Source organism: Protofrankia sp. Cj3 (assembly GCF_917627355.1).
Lineage (GTDB): Bacteria > Actinomycetota > Actinomycetes > Frankiales > Frankiaceae > Protofrankia.
This window is the reverse complement of the sequence record NZ_CAKJTR010000009.1, coordinates 11,397-29,457: the sequence shown is the minus strand read 5'-3', so window position 1 is coordinate 29,457 and position 18,061 is coordinate 11,397. Positions and strand designations below refer to the sequence as shown.

The window sequence follows — 18,061 nt, the reverse complement described above, 5'->3', positions numbered from 1 at the left end:
GCACCAGACAGCTGACGTCAGTACACGAGCCCTTGAACGCCTTCGGCCAGCACCTCGGCGACGAAGAGCGCGGCACCCGCGATACGTACGCCCGGGAGCACGTCATCGGGACCTATGCCCCGCCGTGCCGCGCACTGAGCACAGACAGTGACCCGGCCTCCGGTCAGCACAGTATCCAGCAGGTCCACCAGCGGCGTGGACTCGGGCAGCACGAATTCGGCGGCGCGTCCTGGCAGCGCGAACCAAGCGGACTCGCCGGTAAGCCACAGGGAGACGTCCGCGCCACTGGCGAGCCCGACGGCGGCGACCGTGAAAGCCTGCGCGCATCGCTCCGGCGCGTCTGAACCGGCAGTTGCCTTGATGACCAGGGAACCCATGGCACCCAGTCTGCACGGGGTCTTCCCGACGCCTTAGAGCGACCGGCAATAGGGGTGTTGATCCACGTTACACGGCGACATCGGGCCGCGGTGGCTGTGCGCCGAGTGGTGCTCCGCCGAGTGGTGCGCTCAGCGCCTCGCCGGCCAGCTCGTGGCGAGGCTCCCGAACCGATCCTGACGCTGGCCTTCGGCCTGAGTACCACATCCCAGGCCGAAGGGCGTGCGATTTTTGCCGCGCGCCTGGCTGCCGGCACAGATAACGTCACAGAGCCGCAATCACAGCGCTGGGCTGGTGCTGCCAGGCTAGGGTGGGCAGGTGCTGGAAATCTTCTTCACCGCTCTGTTGATCACAGTGGCGGTACTTATCGGGTGGTTCTCCGTGTACGTCGTCTACAAGCTGTACTCAGGCCAGCGTTGAGCGTTTCCAGCCCGCGCCCGCGTGTGGTGGAGCCGACATGACGACACTGCCGGGGCCGGTGGTCGACCTTCATCCACGTTTGCGGCCGCTCGCCTTCCTGCTGGGTACTTGGCGCGGCGAGGGCGTCGGCGGTTACGAGGGGATGGACGGCTTCCGTTACGGCCAGGAGGTCGTCTTCTCCAGCACCGGCCAGCCGGCTCTGTCCTACGAGTCCCGGACGTGGTGGGCTGGTGCGCCTCGAGACGGTCGTGACGAGGGAAGCCCGCTGGCCACCGAGGTCGGGTTCTGGCGCGTGCAGCCGCCGGATGGCGACGGGCCGCCCACGGTCGAGGTCATGCTCGCCCACCCGTTCGGCGTCAGCGAGATTTACGTCGGAGATGTCGTCGGCACGCGGGTGGAGCTGCGATCCAACGTTGTGATCCGCACTGCCACGGCACGCGCTGTCAACCGCTGTGAGCGGTTGTACGGCCTTGTCGAAGGAGGCGATCTTGCTTATGCCATCGACATGGAGGCCGAGGGCAAGCCGCTGCAGTCGCACCTCTCCGCGCGCCTCGCCCGGGTCCGGTCCGCTCCGTAGCGTCAGTTCCGCATCCGGGTGCTCGCCTCGGCGGCGCTGACCCGGGCCCGCCACGCCTTCTCCCGCTCAATGGCGCTGGCGAAGCCCAGCGCTACGGCCGGGTCGAAGTTCTCGTCCGAGTAGGTGCGGGTACAACCGAGCACCCGGTCGATCTCGTCGGCGGTGATCGCTGCCAGCGGGAGCCGACCGGTGAGATAGACATCCCCGACCAGATCGATCGAGAAGTGCACGCCGTACGTCCTCGCGTTACGGCCGAGCAGGAACGCGTACGTGCCCGCCGGGTTCTCAGCGGGCTTGCGCATGAAGAACGCCTCGATGAGCAGCGTGTGGTCTCCCACGATCAACCAGGTCATCGTCCGGAGCTTGTGGTCGCCTTCCAGCGTGACGAGGAAGGATCCTTCGTCCACCCGTTCGTAGATCAGACCGATGTCCGCCAGGGTGCCGTCGATCACACGGTCGAGGCGTGCTCGCTCGGTGTCATTCACAGATAGTGACATGCTCCGGCTCCGATGCGATCGGATGAGGTGGGCGCGGGACATCAGTCTGTCAGGCGCTCGCCGGAACGGTTGCCGGCGCCGCTGCGTCACGGTAACCGGCCAGGACCCCGCGGGCGGTCGCTGACCAGCCGAATTCCGCCGCTTGTTTGACGGCGCCGGCAGCGAGCCGTTGTCGCCAGCGCGGCTGGCCGATCAGCCTGCCCAGCGCATCCGCGTAGGCCGCCGGATCGCGTCCCTCCACCAGGATTCCTGAAACGCCGTGACGGACAGCTGTGCGCAACCCACCCACGGCCGCCGCGACGACCGGCGTCCCACAGGCCTGGGCCTCCAGCGCGACAAGCCCGAAGCTCTCACTGTGGCTGGGGACGACGACCGCGCTCGCGGCTCGGTACCAGTCGGCCAGCTCCGGCTGGGGCACCGGTGGCTGGAATCGGACGACATCGCAGATGCCCAGTTCGGCCGCGAGCTTGACCAGGGCGTCCGGCCGGTCGAGGCCGGAGCCGCTCGGCCCGCCGATGACAGCGACAACCATGCGCTCCCGCAGCGCCGGTTCATGCGCCAGCAGGTAGGCGGTGGCGTGCAGCAGCATGTCAGGCGCCTTGAGCGGCTGGATGCGCCCCACGAACAACACGAGCACCACGTCCGGCGGGAGGCCGAGGCGGGTCCGCGCCGCCGCGGCCTCGCCGGGACGGAACACCTCTAGATCGACCCCGGGCGCCACGACGTCGACAAGGTCCGGATCCGCCGCATAGAGATCGATGAGATGCTGTCGCTCGTCAGCGGCGGACGCGATCATCCGGCTGGCGCCGGTGACGACCTCCTGCTCGCCGACGATACGGTGTGGCGGCTCTGGCCGGTCGCCCTCGGCAAGCGCATGATTTTTGACTTTTGCCAGGGTGTGGGCTGTGTGCACCAGCGGCACCGCCCATCGCCGGGCCAGGGCGAGCCCCACCTGGCCGGACAGCCAGTAGTGCGAATGGATGACATCGAACCAACCAGGCTCCCGCGCGGCCTCGGCCCGCAGCACATCCACGATGAACGCACACAACCAGGCGGGCAGGTCCTCTCGCCTGACGTCCCCGAACGGGCCCGCGTTGACGTGGCGCACTGTGACCCCGGGGGCGAGCGCGACCGTCGGTTCGGCCTTGCTGCTGGTGGCTCGGGTAAAGATCTCAACTTCGGTACCGAGCAGGGCGAGCTGCCGAGACAGCTCGACCACGTATACGTTCATCCCGCCCGCGTCCCCGGTCCCCGGTTGCTCCAGCGGCGACGTATGCATCGACAGCATGGCAACCCGGCGGGAGTGGCCGAACCGCACCCGACGCACCGATCACCTCCACATCGAGCCGGACACACCGATCGCCAGCTTCCCGAATGTCCGAACAACGGATCTGCCGCCCGCATGCCCGGACACCTCCGACGACATACCCGTGCGCTGGTAGGCGGGCGCGCCGGGGGCCGGCCCGGACGCCTCCCTACGGGTACGGCACCAGGCCGCACCGACCACCATGGTGGGGTCCGTCGTCCCGATGGGGCCCGCTACATTCTGCCATCGACACGGCTGATAGGTCGATATAAGTCGAAATGTGAGATTCATCTGACTCTCCTGGGATGTCCGCGGGCGGGGAATCCAGGGCTCGCCGCGGCGAGCGCCACGGCCCTGCGATGGTGAAGCGGTGCCCGGTACTTTTCCCGCCCGCCGTACGCCTCGGCTCGCCGCCGGTCGGGCCAGGGCGCTGGGGGTCGCGACCCGCGGGACAACCAATCCGAACCGCCTGCGCAGAGTCGATCGCTGGATCATCGGAACGCAGGCTGCCCGCCTGCGCGGCGCCGATACTCCGCTGGTCGTCGACCTCGGCTTCGGCTCGTCCCCGATCACCACGGTTGAGCTCTACGACCGGTTGGCGCGGGTGGTGCCCGACGTCGAGGTCGTCGGGCTGGAGATCGACCGGGCTCGGGTGGCGGCGGCTGCTCCGGCCGCACGCCCGCCACGGCTGGCCTTCGCCCACGGCGGATTCGAGCTCGCGGGGCGGCGCCCCGTGCTGGTCCGCGCGATGAACGTGCTCCGCCAGTACGAGGCGACGGCGGTTGGCTCGGCCTGGCGGTCGATGCTCGACCAGATCGCCGCCGGCGGCCTGTTGGTCGAAGGCACCTGCGACGAGATCGGCAGGCGCGCATGCTGGTTCGCGGTCGACGGTCCCTCCGGTGCGCACCCCGGGGCGGGGGCACCGGGAGCCGGCCGGGAACTCCCGGCCGATCCCTGGCCGGGCACCACCACCCTCACCCTCGCGGCGCATCTGCCGAGCCTGAGCCGGCCGTCCGAGCTCGCGCAACGGCTGCCGAAGGCACTTATCGCCCGCAACGTTGCGGGTGAGGACATACATGCGTTGCTGTCCTCGTTCGATGACGCCTGGCTGCGGATGGCGCCGCGCGCGGCGTTCGGGCCCAGACAACGATGGATCGCGGCGGTCGAGGCCATCCGGACGGAGGGCTGGCCGGTGCGCGGTAACGCGCGGCGATGGCGGCTGGGCGAGGTCACCGTGGCCTGGCCGCCCGGATGCGCGGGTACGGGCGCCGCCGCGGGCCGCTGAGACGCGGGCCGCTGAGACGGGGGCTGAGACGGCTCGTCAACGCAGCGCGTCCAGAGCTGTCTGGAAGGCGGTGTGGCTGGCGTTGTCGAACAGTACGAAGCGGGCCTCCCGCACGCTGGTCGGCGTGATCAGGACGCTGCTCACGGCGATGCGGGCGGCGTCGTCAAGCGGCCAGCCGTACGCACCCGCACTGACCGCGGGGAAGGCCACCGACGCCACGCCCAGCTCGTCCGCGACCCGTAGAGCCTGCTCGTAGCAGGATCGCAACAGGTGCGAACGGTCCTGGACGTCGGACCAGACGGGGCCGACGACGTGGATGACATACCGGGCGGGCAGCCGGCCCGCTGTTGTGGCGACCGCCCGGCCGGTCGGCAGACCGCCGCCCAGCGTGCCTGCCCGCAGAGCACGGCATGCGGCGAGGATGTCAGGCCCACCGCGGCGGTGGATCGCGCAGTCCACCCCGCCGCCACCGAGCAGTGACGAGTTCGCCGCGTTGACAACAGCGTCGACGTCCTGCTCGGTGATGTCTCCCCGTACCAGCGTCACTTCGACCATGAGCACCATTTTCGACGACCCGGCACCCGGTTGTGCCTCCCGTGGGCAGCGGCGGCGGAGCGGCTGTCCGCTGCCGGCGCGTGGGAGGTGTCAGGAACCTGGGCGTCGGGTTGGGGCGATCTTGTCGAGGACGGCGAGGTCGTCGGCTCGCGGCTGCCACTCGCCGGCCACGACGTTTGCTCGGACCTGTTCCGCTGTGGTGGCACCGGCGATCACTGACGCTACCGCCGGCTGCGCGGCCAGCGCGCCGATGGCCACGTCCAGCAGGGACCGGCCGCGTTCGCGGGCGAAGGTCTCCAGCGTCTCGAGTCGATCGAAGACCTCGTCGGTCAGCTCGTCCTGGCGCCCCACGAGGCGGGTGCCAGGCGGCGGCTGGGAGTCCCGGGTGTACTTGCCGGTAAGAATGCCGTTCGCCAGCGGGAAGTACGGCAGCACACCGATGCCGTACTTCTGCGCGGCCGGGACGAGCTCTGCCTCGACGCGGCGTTCCAGGAGGTTGTAATGGTTTTGTGCGGAAATGAAACGAGTGGTACCGGACGCGCGTGCGGTCCACTCGGCGTCCGCGATCTGCCAGGCCGTGAGGTTCGACGACCCCACGTAGCGGACCTTGCCTTCGCGGACGACCTCGTCAAGCGCGGTCAGCGTCTCCTCGATCGGGGTGAACGCGTCGGGCGCGTGGAGCTGGAAAAGATCGATGTAGTCGGTCTGAAGCCGGCGGAGCGAACCTTCCACAGCCTTGCGGATGTATCGGCGGGAAGCGCGCGCGTTGAAGTCGGGCCCGTATGCGCCGCCCATGTCGTTGCCGAATTTAGTGGCGAGGACCACGTCGTCGCGTCGGGTCCGCAGGATATGGCCGAGCAGTGTTTCGGAGCCGCCCTTGTTGCCATAGGTGTCGGCTGTGTCGAAGAGCGTGACGCCGTTGTCGAGCGCCGCGGTGACAACAGCCCGGGTACCCTCGATGTCGACTCTCGACCCGAAGTTGTTGCAGCCGAGACCGACGACGGAAACCAGCAGACCGGAAGATCCCAGTGGGCGATATCTCATATCTCAGTACAGCACGACACGCCACGGGTCCCGAACGTTAGGGTCCGGGGCCCGTGGTTGCCGAAGCGGAACCATGAGATGGGGTTGTGTTTCCCGAGTGGCGGCGGAGTCTGTTTTGCCGGGGCGTCGGTCGCGCGAAAAGAACCACGATCGCGCGGCCTTTGGCCAGCAGCTGGCCGTTAGTCGGACGCGGCGGCGTCGCCGACGGCCTTGCTGACGGCTTCGGCCGCCCTGCGGGTTGAGTCGCGGGCGACCTTGGTCTGACTGACCGCGGTCCTGGTGCGGGAAACAGCCTCCTCGGTGACCGGGCTCCGGCGAATGCTGGAGACCCGCCTCTCGCCCCGATCGGCAAAACTGTTGTAGAGCGAGCTTGCGCGTCCCTGTAGGTCGGAAAGCTGCGAACCCACTGTGGCAGGCAGTGACCGGACCGCGGTCTGGACGTTGGTCGGCAGTTTCTGCGCCTGGGTGGAGATACCGTTGACCCGATCGGAAAACTTCTTGACCTCATCCACGTAGGTGGTGGGGAGGGTGAGGATCTTCTTGACGGCGGCGTCGGCGGCACCCACGGAGGCGTACAGGGGCTTGCGGACCTCGGACAGCGGGATTTTGACGTCTACCTCGGCCTCAGCGGTGTCCTCCGACGTTTGGGCGGTGGTTCGGATGGTGGCCATCGCTACCTCCTGGTTTGCGGTCATGACATGGCCGTGGGTTGTCGGCGTATTGCCGATTTAGAGCGCCCGAGGATAGGACTGTCCGGCTCGCGGCTCCCCGCGTCCCGCCCGGCCGCGTTGTCGTCAGTCGGCGCCCAGCACCAGGGCGCCTTCCTCCGCCGCCTTGCCAGATCAGGCGCGGCTGAGCCGCTCACTGATCGAACGCCCTATCCTCGGGCGCTCTTGTTGATCTTTATGCGTCCTCTGCCGGGTCATGGGTGGTTGGTTCATCGGCCGCCACCGTGGTGAGCGGGACATCCTCGGACGCGGTCACGCCGGTCTTCGCGGGGGCTCTGCCGCCGGCATTCCCACCAGTTTCTCCACCGGTTTCCGCGGAGCGTGGCCGCCGGGCCACCGGTGTCCGCGGCTCGGGATCACCAGCCGCCCGGCTGCTGGCCGTCTTCCGCCTGGTTGTGGTTCTCTTTGCCTGGCCGCCAGCGGTGGAGCTGGTCGTTACCGCCGTGTCGCCCGGTTGGGCGGCACCGTTCGGGGAAGATTCCACCCGGTCGAATCCGACGACCGGCTCCGGAGCATTCTGCCCGGTGCTCAGGTCGTCAGGCGACGATGGCTCGGGCACCAGGCCGCAGGTCGAGTTTTCCTTGCGGAACGCGTCATAAATCTCGATAATGACCTGTTTCTGCCGCTCGGTGAGACCCGTGTCCGCGAGAATCGAGACGACGACATCATTGTCGGACGACCGTTCGTCGAGAATGCCGGCCTGCACGTAAAGCACTTCCGCGGAGATTCGAAGTGCCTTGGCGATCTGTTGCAGAATCTCCGCGGACGGCTTTCGCAGACCACGTTCGATCTGGCTCAGATAAGGATTACTGACCCCGGCCTGCCGGGCGAGCTGGCGAAGGGAGATCTGCGCGATTTTGCGCTGGTCCCTGATGAAGTCTCCGAGATCGCGCACATTCAGGGGCGGCACGTTGGACGGCAGCCTCCTCTCGGCTAGATTTCCTGGGGCCACCGGGCAGGCGAAAAATGATCGCATACCCTTTGGCCGCTGGATCGTATTGGCTGTCGACGGCGCGAAAAATCTGTGCTCACGCCGCCGTCGGTTGAGCGGGCCCCCGAATGAATTCTGGCTGGGATAGTAGGAGCTACGGCACCGGGTGACCAACACTGAGCAGCGTACGTCCGACTGCTAGCTATGGCAAGCGCTCAGCTGGCCAGGCGTCGCGCGGATGAGGATCAACGAGTCGCGTGCGAGAGCCATTCGCGCTGTGTCGCCAGCGCCGACTCGGCTTTCGCTACCTCGTCCGCGCGCCCGCACGCCCGAGCTCGTTCCAGTTTTGCCTCCAACTTGGCGACGGACTCCCGCAATGTCGTCACAAACGCAGACTCCGCCGTCTGCGGCCGGCGCCACCGGGCGTCCGCCGCGTGACGGATACGGTCACCGGCAGCCGACAGCCGACGCTCAAGGTCGGCACTGGCCTCGCGAGGCACCTTCCCGATCGTGTCCCAGCGTTGTTCGATCTCCCGTAGCCTGCGCAGTGACCGCTCGGGCTGGCTGGGGTCGAGCGCGGCCGCTTCGGCGAGCAGCTGTTCCTTGCTGGCCTGGTTTGTGCGCAGGGCGGCGTCGCGTTCGGCGTTGGCCGCGTTGCGGCGGGCGAAGAAGGCATCCTGCGCGGAGCGGAAGCGCAGCCACAGGGCGTCCTCGACGTCTTTGGGCGCGCGTCCGGCCGACTTCCACTCATCCAGCAGCGCCCGGTACCGAGCACTGCTGGATGACCACTCGGTGGAGTCGACCAGCGCGTCGGCTTCGGCGACGATCGCCTCCTTGCGCTCCCTGGCCTGCGCGCGCTGCTGGTCGAGCGCGGCGAAATGAGCGGTCCGGCGCCGGTTGAACTCCTCGCGGGCAACGGTCACCTTTTTCCACAGCTCGGTGTCCGTACGGCGATCCACGCCGGTGATCGCCCGGAACTCGGTGGCGATGGCGCGGAACCGCTCGCCCGAGGCCTTCCAGTCGGAACCACTGGCGAGGCGTTGACTTTCCGCGACGAGTGCTTCCTTCGCCTCGATCGCCGCGGCGGTCCGTCGGGCCCGCTCGGCAGCCCGCTCGGCCTTTCGCGCATCGACCGCGGTGAGCACCGCCTCGAGCCGGCGGGCCAAGGTCTCCAGATCGCCGACGACCGCGGCGGTGTCGAGGGACGCCAGCAGCCGGCGCGCGCTCGACGCGAGGTCCGCCGGCTCGGCGCTGGGGACGGTGAGCCGCCGCTCGAGCAGCACGACCTCGGCCGCCAGGTCGTCATAGCGCCGCCCGAAGTGCGCGAGGCCCTCCGCCGGGCTGCCAGCCCGCCAGGAACCGACAGGGCGTTCACCCGAGGGTGTCCGCAGGTACACGGTGCCGTCGTCGCCGACGCGCCCCCAGCCGGAACTGCTGCGCTCACTCATTGTGGCCCCGGAGATCGACATCAGGTCAATTGACATTCTTACAGGGATCGCGCTGAGGAGGCACACCCGATTGCCGGAGCGGAAGCCGAAGGGCCGGCATCGGACTCCAAGCGTTCGGCGTGTGACTTTCGGTGCGCGTCGTTCTGCGCCCGCCGGCTGTTGCTCGCGGCCGTGAACGGTGATCGGAGACTGTCTTTCACGCGGTCGCCGTGTCGACACGGCCAGGTCGTGTACAAATGCCCTGTCACCGGCCAAGATTCCGAACCGTGTACCGAACAGCTCCGTCCTGTCCGGCCGGGCGCGGCCGGCGGTGTGCCCGGCCGCGTGTCTGGCGCTATGTCCGGCCGGCGGCTCCATGAACTCGGTGTTCCAGCGTCCAGGCTGGCGAGTGGCGGCGCTGTTGCTGCCGGCCGTCGTCGGCCTCGGTGTGTTCACGATCGCGCCGGCGTTGGTCTCCGCGTTCATCGCGGGCACTGACAAGACTCTCACCGGGCCGAGCTTCCGCTGGGTCGGCACCACCAACTTTCGTGCCGCGTTGCATGATCCAGACCTTGCGCAGGCTGTCCGTAATACCGTGGCCTACTGCCTGATCACCGTTGTTCCAGCGGTGGTGATCGGCCTTGGCCTGGCACTCGCGGCCGACCGGGTGGCCCGTGGGCGTTCACTCATCCGGCTTGCGTTGTTTCTACCGGTGAGCGCCAATCTTGTCGCGGTGGCGGTTGTTTTCTCCTACATTTTTTCAGCTAATCCGGACGCGCTGGCGAACACGGTGGCCGGCTGGTTCGGAATCGCCCCGGTCGACTGGCTCGGGAACACATCCACCGCATTACCGGTGGTCGCGCTTGTTGGCGGCTGGCGGTTGGCGAGCTTCGTCTTCGTCGTGTATCTCGCGGGCCTCACAACGATACCGGTGTCGGTGCGCGAAGCCGCTGATGTCGACGGCATCCACGGCTGGGCGCGGCTGCGCCGGATCACGCTGCCGCTGCTGGCTCCTACCACGGTTTTTGTCGCGGTGTTTGCGACGATTCTCACGCTGCAGACGTTCGAGACGGTCGCGGTCCTCACACAGGGTGGTCCGTTGGGCTCCAGCACGACGATTGTGTACTACATTTACAAGGCAGGATTTACTGGATCGTTCCGGATCGGCTATGCCTCCATGCTGGCGTTGTTGCTGCTGGTCGCTGTCGTCCTACTCGGTGTTATTGGCGCCGCCGTCGGACGATGGGCACGTGCCCGAGTCGCTCGCGAGGTGACGCTGTGAACGCCAGTGGCGTGTCTGTGGTGAGCCGCGCCCATCCGGCCATCTCGCCAGGAAGGATCGTCTCAACCGGTCTGCGCTGGGCGTTTCTCGCCGTCGGGATCGGCGGCGCCTTCCTTCCGTTCTGGTGGATGCTGCGTACCGCGGTCGGTCCACCGCAGAATGTGCTTGGTCTGTCGTCGAGCCCGCTTCCGTCCGATGTCGGCTTCGCGGCCTTCCCGCGTGCGTTCGAGGCGGCGGGCCTCGGGCCTGCGCTGGCGACCGGAATCGGGGTGAGCATCGCGATCACGTTCCTGCAGCTCGCTACGGCGATACCAGCCGCCTACGCCCTCGGTTGCCTCAGGTTTCGTGGCCGCGCGGTGCTGTTCGCGGTCATTCTCGCGACTTTGCTGGTACCGCCACAGATCACCGCCATACCGAACTACGTGACAATCTCCGCTGTCGGCCTGGCCGATACCAGGGCCGGGCTGGTGCTGCCCTTCATGGCGAATGCCGCGGGAATCTTCCTGCTTCGCCAGTATATGATCACGATTCCACCGGCTTTACTCGAAGCGGCCCGGATGGACGGTCTCGGTACGTGGCGGACACTACGCGCGATCGTCCTACCGCTGTCGACACCGGCGATCGCCACGGTCGCGACCTTCAGCTTTCTCCTTTCGTTCAACGAATATCTTTGGCCGCTGCTAGTGGCACGGTCACCGGGTATCGCGACCCCGCCGCTGGCCCTGGCGAACCTGGTTTCAGCCAGCGGCGGTTTCCCCGATTTCGCCCAGCTGTCGGCTGCGGCGCTGATTATAAGCCTGCCAACACTTTTCGTGTTCATCCTTGCTCAGCGGCGACTGGCTGCTGGAATCACTGGCACCGGTGTCGGTGCTGAGGGATGAGAGCGCGCCCGAGAGGAAGACACGTGATCCGGACCCGTCCGTCCAGACCCCTTGGGAGCCCCGGCCGCACGCGCAGCGGCATGGCCGCGCCGCTCGCCCTTGCCGCTGTCATGTTCATGGCCGCCGCGTGCGGGGCGGGTGGTTCAGGCGACCCGTCGGTCAGCCCCAGCCTCCGCCCGACCGCCCGCCCCGCGACCGCCGCCGTCGACGACATCAACGGAGCCTTGGCGTCGGCCCAGTGCGCCGCCAAGGTCAAGACGCTGCGGATGACCGTGAGCGGCCCGCTCAACGACACCGCCAAATCCGGTAAGGCGTACATGGAGAAGGCGCATCCCGGCCTGACCGTTGAGATCACTTCAACCGCGACCACCTACACCCAGATCGTTCAGCAGATCAGCGCCGACGCCGCGGCGGGGCGCAACACCGACCTCGCGGTGGCCGGGTTCGACCTGTTGCCCACGTTCGTCCAGCAGCTCGACGCCCAGGAGCTGGCTCCGCGTCTGTTGCGTGCCTCCTACGACCAGCGCTTCACGGTTCTGGGCAAGGTCGGCAAGCAGCTGTACACCGTGCCGCAGCAGGTGTCCGTACCCGTCCTGCTCTACAACTCCGACATGCTGGCCAAGGCCGGCGTGGATCCGAAGTCCCTGACGGACACCGTCGGCGTGATCGCCGCCGCTGACCGGATAAAGGCCGCGCTGCCGGGTGTCCAACCGATCGACCTGCCAACCGGGGATCAGTTCGGCCAGTGGTTCCTCAACACCATCGCGGGCTCGAAGGGCGCGAACATCCAGAACGCCGAGGGCCGGCCGAACTTCACGACTGACGCCGCGCGTGCCGCCGCCGGTTTCCTGGCCAAGGTCGGCACCTACGGGCCGCAGTCGAAGACACCGACCGATGCCCTGGTCCGGTTCGGTTTCGGCAGGCAGACCGCCATGACCGGGGCGAGCATCAACTCGGTCGTGCCGGGGCTGCGGGCACTCGAGCAGCAGGGCAAGGGTTCTTTTCCGCTCGGAGCGGTGCCGATCCCCGTCCTGCCGGGCGGCACCCAGCACCCGGTGGCCGGTGGCAATGGTCTGGTGGTGCTCGCGACCGATCGTTGCCAGAACGAGATGGCGACTGAGCTGATGGTGTCGTTGCTCGCTCCGGACGTTGTCGCGGCCGGCGTGGAGGCAGTGAGCTATCTGCCGGTCGACGTGGAGGCCGCCAACCGGCTGGTGCCGCTCTACCAGCGGTTCCCACAGCTCGTCCCCTTCAACGCAATGGTCGATTCGCTGGTGCGGGCGCCGTACTGGGCCGGCGCACGCGGTGGTGAAGTGCCCACACTCGCGTCGGATGCGGTCCAGAAGATTATTATGGGGGCGGATCCGGTGGCTACGTTGACTGAGTTGCAAAGTCAGGCGGAGAACCTCACCCAATGACCGTTCGCATCCACCGCCGTCGCTCTCTTCCGCGGTGGCCGGCTCGCCAGCCACTCCAGCGGCTCCAGCGGCTCCAGCGGCTGCCCCGGCGGAGGCGGCCATGAGCGGATCATTGGTCGAGCCGACCGCTGGCACCGCTGGCACGGGGCGGCTCGTGGGTGATCCCGTAGTGACCCCTGCCAGGCCGGCGAACGGGGTGCACATCGAGATCGCCGGAGTCAGCCGGACCTTCGGCACGGTCCGCGCGCTTGACGCTGTGAGCTTGTCGGTGCTGCCGGGGGAGATCGTGGCCCTGCTCGGGCCATCCGGGTCCGGGAAGTCCACGCTCCTGCGCATCTGTGCGGGTCTTGAGCAGCCGACCGCCGGTGATCTGCGTTTTGGCGGTGTCAGCCAGCTCGGTGTCGCACCGCACCAGCGCGACGTCTCCATGGTGTTCCAGCATTTCGCGCTCTACCCGCACCTGACCGCGCTGGACAATCTTGTGCTGGCGCTGAGGTACGGGCGCGGTATGTCGAAGTCGGCGGCCCGGGCGCGGGCCCGCGAAACGTTGGAGATGCTCACCATCGGTGAGCTGGCGGGCCGGCGACCCGCGCGGATGTCCGGTGGCCAGCGTCAACGGGTAGCCATCGGGCGGGCACTGGCTACCCGGGCGAAGGTCGTCCTGCTCGACGAGCCCATGTCGGGGCTGGACGCGCAACTGCGGGCCGAACTGCGAGTGGAGATCGTCGCTCTCCTGCGTGGCCTGGGGTCGACCGCGCTGTTCGTCACTCATGACCAGGCCGAAGCCATGGCGGTTGGTGATCGGGTCGCCGTGCTCAACCATGGGCGGCTGGAGCAGGCCGGCACCCCGGACGACATTTACGACCGGCCAGCCACGCGTTTCGTCGCCACCTTCGTAGGTGCTCCGCCGATGAACGTGTGTGACGGCAGCTGGGCGGACGCAACGCTGCGCGGCAGGGGCTTTGCCGTTCCCGCGCCGGCAGGTTCGGTCGCGGTGGGGGTTCGGCCGGAGCGGCTGCGCCTGGCCGGGCCCGGCGCGGCCGGGGAGCGCGCCGGTCACGCCGGTGGCCCGGGTGACACCTTTCAGATCAGCGGCGAGGTGGTGGTGGTCGAGCGTCTCGGCGCGGACCGGTCGGTCTACGTCCGGACCGAGGCCGGGATGCTCACCGTCCGTGTTAATGTCGATCATCCGAATCCTGTTGGCCTGGTGACGCTTGACGCCCCGTTCGACTCGTTGATCTTTTTTGGCGAGGACGGGCGGCTGCTGCCGTCCTGACCGTGGAAACGGGTCAGTTCACGCCCTGATTGCTCGAGTTCAGCCGCGTGCGTTGGGCTGCTGGCGATCCGGCATGTATCTGCGTTCGGCGAGTAGCCGAATACTCTGTGTGTGATCTCGCCGTGGTCCACCCTTTGTTGTTGTCGGGGAGTGACGGTACGATCTCTTTGATTGCTTGCTTGACAGCAAGCAATTGGGTGATAGATGTTGCTATCGACTACTTTAGGCGATTTATGTGTGTGCATTGTGCGATTGCCGTGCAATAGATGTTCTTACGAACGATTTGTTGGCTCTTGGCGACACCTTTGCGCTCACAGCACCGGCTTGGTCACTGTACGAAAGGGGGGTCATTCACCTAGAGTTGTTAATCGCTCACCAATTGCGACTCGAAGGAAGCGGATGATGTTGACTGACAGCGCTGGTGTCTGCGCCCACCCGCTCGCGTTCGTCCGAGCGCAGCGTGGCTGGTCTTACCAGAGGCTGGCCCGGGTGGTGGCGCGTCGCGCGCGCGACCTGGGAGTGGCCAACATGGCGGCGGAACGCCAGAAGGTCTGGCGCTGGGAGCATCGCGGCGTGGTACCCGACCGGGTCTCGCAGCTCGCTCTTGCCGCCGAGCTTGGTGTCTCGTCGGAGAAGGTGGAGTCCCATCCATGGCCCGCGTGGCTGCCGACCGGTGATGTTGTGCGCACCGACTACCCCTGGAGTGGCGCGGGCAGCGTGACTTCCATGATCGATGTGGTTGAAGACGCCCTCACGGATCGTCGTGGATTTTTGACCATCACGGGGGCCGGTGTGGCTGCCCTGGCCGGCGAGTGGCTGAACCTCGAGCCCGCCCGGCTCGCCGCGGCGCTGGGTGGCAGACAGGTGGACACCCAGATCGTCAATCGCATTGAGCACAACATCCCCGGGTTACGCCTGATGGATGATCGACTTGGTGGCGAGAGCGTCCGGCGGTTGGTGGATGCTGAGCTGGGTGTGGTCACTGAGCTGCTCGCCCGGGGCTCCTACACGGAGAAGATCGGGGGAAGGCTCCAGCTGCTGGCCGCTGAGCTTGCTCGGGTCGCGGGCTGGGCGTCGTTCGACGCTGGGTATCACACCAGCGCCCAGCGTTACTGGATCACGGCCCTGCATGCGGCGCATGCCGCTGGGGACCGTCTGGTCGGTGCGAACATCATGAAGAACATGGCGCTGCAGTGCGTTGACTTCGACCGTCCGCGGGAAGCTGTTGAACTGGCGAACACATCCCTTGCCAGCAGCGGTGGTATCAGCGGACGCGCGGGCGCGATGTTCCAGATGAGGCTGGCGCGGGCATATGCGGCGCTGGGGGAGCCGGTGGAGTGCTTCCGCGCGCTCGTCCGGTGTGAGGCCGCTTTCGAACGAGCCACCCCACAGGACCCGGCCTGGGCGAGCATCTTCGACGAGGGGTCGTATGCCGCCCAGATCGGAATCTGTTACATCGACCTCGGCCGGCTGCGTCAGGCCGATCGGTGGCTGACCCAAGCCCTGGCGATACACCCGGCCATCCATGCCCGCGACCACGCCACTTACTTGTTACGCCACGCGGCTGTCCAGATCGATCTGGGTAACCTTGATCAGGGATGCTCGCTGATCCGCGAGGTCGTGCCCCTGCTGGAGGCCACCCGGTCGCAGCGTAACGGACGGCGAGTAGAGGATGTGCGCCGACGTCTGCGCCGGTATGCCGCCGACCCGCAGGCGCGCGAGGCTGATCATCTTCTCGCGGCCCGGCCGGTCTGAACACACCTCGGCACCGTTTTCCCGCCGGAGGCCTGCTTGCCGGAGCCTTTTAGCCAGTAAGCCGGCCTGCCGGGCGCGCTGGCTGCTGTGGCCCGCTGGCCGGGTCGATGGACGCGGCGACGCGGCCAGCCGCTGGGTCGTTGACCACGAGGACCGCGTCGTCGGCGACGCTGCGTTTGAGGATGGCCAGCGCGATCGGGCCGAGCTCCCCGTGCATGGCCGACGTGCCGACGAACCCCACCGTCCGGCCAGCGGCGCTCACCTGCGCGCCCTGGGTGACCGTGGTGCCGTCGAGGTGGAGCAGCACCATACGGCGCGGCGGACGTCCCAGGTTGTGCACGCGGGCGACGGTCTCCTGACCCCGGTAGCAGCCCTTGTCGAGGTGGACGGCGGTGGACAGCCAGCCGACCTCGTGCGGGATCGTCCGGTGGTCGGTGTCGACGCCCAGCCGAGGCCGACGGTCGGCGACCCGCAGCGCCTCGAACGCGGCGATGCCGGCTGGCGTCACTCCGGCCGACCGCAACCGGTCGACTGTCGCGGTCAGCTCCGGTCGAGGAATCAGCAGGTCGACGCCGTGGGGCATCGCCCGGACAAGCGTCCCGACCGAGGCTCCCGGATCCCGATGATGGGTCGCGGCCAGCGGATACGGTCCCTGGGCCAGCCGGTCACCGTCGTACTCGGTAAGCCCTGTCCTGGTGGCGGGCCCGTCGCCAGGACAGGGAAGCGAGCGGTCGAGCGGACCGAGGGCGTCGGTGACGGCAGCCACCGCGGCCGGACCGATCACCGAAAGGACGGCTCGATCACCGGTGCTGTCCACCGGCTCGACCCGCAGCAGGAACCGCATCGATGCCAGGTAGGCCAGCAGCTGGTCGGTGGTACCTGGTTCCACATCCAGCCAGGTGGCCGTACCGTCATCCGCGATCATCAGATGATGTTCGACGTGGCCGTGCGGAGACAGTACCAACGCCTCACTGCCCCGCATCGCCGGCAGCGTGCCGAGATGTTGGGAGGTGATGCTGTGCAGCCAGGAAAGGCGGTCCGAACCGGTAATGCCGACGACCCCGCGGTGCGAGCGGTCGACGACGGCCGCGCCGGACGCGGCCTTGCGCTGTTCGCGCAGGGGGTCCCCGTAATGGTCAGCCACCCCGAGATCGGGTCCGGTGGCGGGTACGGCGCCGGTCATGTCCAGCAGCGGAGAACGATAATGGATGTTGTTATCCAACTTGTCCGACGCCTGGGACTCAGCGCCGGTCACGGGCACCCCGGTGGGGCCGGTGGCCATAGACGCTTCGGTGGCCATGGACCGTTCAACCGGCATGCGGGCCCGCGCAGTCCACACAGCGGCCGGTGAGCGCTACGTGGTTGACGTCCACGGTGAAACCGAGCCGCTCCCGCAGTTCGATGACCAGGTCGGACAACACGTTCGGGGAGACCTCCTGGACGGCTCCGCATGCTCCGCAGACGAGGTGGACGTGGTCTTCGGCGCCAGCGGCGTGATAGGTCGGCGCACCGTGCCTGAGGTGGGCATGGGAGACGAGCTTCAGTTTCTCGAGAAGTTCCAGCGTTCGGTAGACTGTCGAGATGTTGACCCCGCCCGCGGTGCGGTGGACCTCTGTGACGATCTCTTCCGGGGTGGCATGGCCAAGCCGGGCAACCGCTTCCAGGACGAGTTGGCGTTGCGGAGTGAGGCGGTAGCCGCGCGACCGCAGCTGCGTCTGCCAGCCACTTCGCGGCCCATCCTCGACATCCACCGCCATGGGCCAAGTGTAGCTGGCGGACCGAACCCAGTCGGCCGAAGGCGACGCGGTTCAGAGCGCACGGCAACAGGACTGTCCGGCTCGCGCCGTCCGGGCGTCGCCTCCCGATCCATCCATCCATCCGGACGCCGTTGCCTGACCCACGCCCCTGTTGCCGGGCGCTCCCATGGCTCCTTGGGCATGCGGGCTCGGCACCCAGATCTGACACCAGATCCGGGCACCCAGACATTGGCGCTCGTTCCGGGTGGGCTGGCCGCCGTGGTCGAAAAAGCGGTTGCTGAGCACGCCCGGGTGAACGTAGCGTTGTCGGTACACGGGAAGGGAGGTGGTCCAGTTTTGTGTGATAAACGGACTCGTGAGGTGACTGTCCGCTAGCCGGTCTCGTGGTCCTCATCCGGCCGGGTGACCTGCGGGCACCGGCACCGGCGAGAACCAGACAGGCACCAGACCCCCGAGCGTCGTCGCTGGTCCCGACGACCCGTCAGCGTGTCAGCCCTGTGGCTGAGCTGGCGGAAACGCTCGGGGGTTTCCTGTCCGCGCGGGCGCG

Annotated in this window: 17 protein-coding genes; 7 read left to right on the top strand and 10 right to left on the bottom strand. The window is 67.7% G+C overall.

Going from position 1 to position 18,061, the window contains the following annotated elements; translation table 11 throughout:
- Positions 1-17 precede the first annotated feature (17 nt).
- A complete protein-coding gene (locus tag MJ783_RS02380) occupies positions 18-377 on the bottom strand; it encodes a DsrE family protein (RefSeq protein WP_239308243.1) in 360 nt (119 codons plus the stop codon).
- A 455-nt stretch (positions 378-832) separates the two neighbouring features.
- Between MJ783_RS02380 and MJ783_RS02375 the strand changes: the two genes are divergently transcribed.
- Complete coding sequence (locus tag MJ783_RS02375; protein ID WP_239308242.1) at positions 833-1,372, top strand: FABP family protein; 540 nt, start codon at positions 833-835, stop codon at positions 1,370-1,372.
- Positions 1,373-1,374: 2 nt separating this feature from the next.
- On the opposite strand, the gene MJ783_RS02370 is transcribed toward MJ783_RS02375, so the two are convergent.
- Both MJ783_RS02370 and mshA read right to left on the bottom strand, forming a co-directional pair.
- A complete protein-coding gene (locus MJ783_RS02370) occupies positions 1,375-1,869 on the bottom strand; it encodes a YbjN domain-containing protein (RefSeq protein ID WP_239308241.1) in 495 nt (164 codons plus the stop codon).
- 49 nt (positions 1,870-1,918) lie between these two features.
- The gene (gene mshA, locus MJ783_RS02365; RefSeq protein WP_239308270.1) at positions 1,919-3,157 is read right to left on the bottom strand and encodes a D-inositol-3-phosphate glycosyltransferase; all 1,239 of its coding nucleotides are present in this window, start codon (positions 3,155-3,157) and stop codon (positions 1,919-1,921) included.
- Between the two features lie 388 nt (positions 3,158-3,545).
- On the opposite strand from mshA, the gene MJ783_RS02360 reads away from it, so the two are divergent.
- Positions 3,546-4,460: a class I SAM-dependent methyltransferase gene (locus tag MJ783_RS02360; protein ID WP_239308240.1), complete on the top strand. Its 915-nt coding sequence runs from the start codon at positions 3,546-3,548 to the stop codon at positions 4,458-4,460.
- Between the two features lie 36 nt (positions 4,461-4,496).
- Here MJ783_RS02360 and MJ783_RS02355 read toward each other — a convergent pair whose 3' ends face one another.
- The 5 genes from MJ783_RS02355 to MJ783_RS02335 all read right to left on the bottom strand — a co-directional run bounded on the left by MJ783_RS02355 (position 4,497) and on the right by MJ783_RS02335 (position 9,166).
- Positions 4,497-5,015: an O-acetyl-ADP-ribose deacetylase gene (locus tag MJ783_RS02355; RefSeq protein ID WP_239308269.1), complete on the bottom strand. Its 519-nt coding sequence runs from the start codon at positions 5,013-5,015 to the stop codon at positions 4,497-4,499.
- A 90-nt stretch (positions 5,016-5,105) separates the two neighbouring features.
- On the bottom strand, positions 5,106-6,059 hold the full coding sequence (locus tag MJ783_RS02350) for an aldo/keto reductase (RefSeq protein WP_239308239.1): 954 nt from the start codon (positions 6,057-6,059) through the stop codon (positions 5,106-5,108).
- Between the two features lie 179 nt (positions 6,060-6,238).
- Positions 6,239-6,730, bottom strand: coding sequence for a hypothetical protein (locus MJ783_RS02345; protein WP_239308238.1), 492 nt, complete (start codon positions 6,728-6,730; stop codon positions 6,239-6,241).
- A 232-nt stretch (positions 6,731-6,962) separates the two neighbouring features.
- Entirely contained in the window at positions 6,963-7,697 is a 735-nt protein-coding gene (locus MJ783_RS23420) for a helix-turn-helix domain-containing protein (protein ID WP_305039472.1), read from the bottom strand.
- A gap of 266 nt (positions 7,698-7,963) precedes the next feature.
- Complete coding sequence (locus tag MJ783_RS02335; RefSeq protein WP_239308237.1) at positions 7,964-9,166, bottom strand: DUF349 domain-containing protein; 1,203 nt, start codon at positions 9,164-9,166, stop codon at positions 7,964-7,966.
- A gap of 355 nt (positions 9,167-9,521) precedes the next feature.
- On the opposite strand from MJ783_RS02335, the gene MJ783_RS02330 reads away from it, so the two are divergent.
- The 5 genes from MJ783_RS02330 (at position 9,522) to MJ783_RS02310 (ending at position 15,757) form a co-directional block, all read left to right on the top strand.
- A complete protein-coding gene (locus tag MJ783_RS02330; protein WP_239308236.1) occupies positions 9,522-10,427 on the top strand; it encodes a carbohydrate ABC transporter permease in 906 nt (301 codons plus the stop codon).
- Positions 10,424-11,308: a carbohydrate ABC transporter permease gene (locus MJ783_RS02325; protein WP_370651413.1), complete on the top strand. Its 885-nt coding sequence runs from the start codon at positions 10,424-10,426 to the stop codon at positions 11,306-11,308. Before MJ783_RS02330 ends, MJ783_RS02325 begins: the two co-directional genes overlap by 4 nt.
- An 80-nt stretch (positions 11,309-11,388) precedes the next feature.
- Positions 11,389-12,726, top strand: coding sequence for an extracellular solute-binding protein (locus MJ783_RS02320; protein WP_370651415.1), 1,338 nt, complete (start codon positions 11,389-11,391; stop codon positions 12,724-12,726).
- 100 nt (positions 12,727-12,826) lie between these two features.
- Positions 12,827-14,002: an ABC transporter ATP-binding protein gene (locus MJ783_RS02315; RefSeq protein ID WP_239308235.1), complete on the top strand. Its 1,176-nt coding sequence runs from the start codon at positions 12,827-12,829 to the stop codon at positions 14,000-14,002.
- A 402-nt stretch (positions 14,003-14,404) separates the two neighbouring features.
- A complete protein-coding gene (locus tag MJ783_RS02310) occupies positions 14,405-15,757 on the top strand; it encodes a transcriptional regulator (protein ID WP_239308266.1) in 1,353 nt (450 codons plus the stop codon).
- 49 nt (positions 15,758-15,806) lie between these two features.
- On the opposite strand, the gene MJ783_RS02305 is transcribed toward MJ783_RS02310, so the two are convergent.
- Positions 15,807-17,057: a folate-binding protein YgfZ gene (locus MJ783_RS02305; RefSeq protein ID WP_370651411.1), complete on the bottom strand. Its 1,251-nt coding sequence runs from the start codon at positions 17,055-17,057 to the stop codon at positions 15,807-15,809.
- A gap of 7 nt (positions 17,058-17,064) precedes the next feature.
- On the bottom strand, positions 17,065-17,514 hold the full coding sequence (locus tag MJ783_RS02300) for a Fur family transcriptional regulator (protein WP_239308234.1): 450 nt from the start codon (positions 17,512-17,514) through the stop codon (positions 17,065-17,067).
- Between the last annotated feature and the right edge of the window lie 547 nt (positions 17,515-18,061).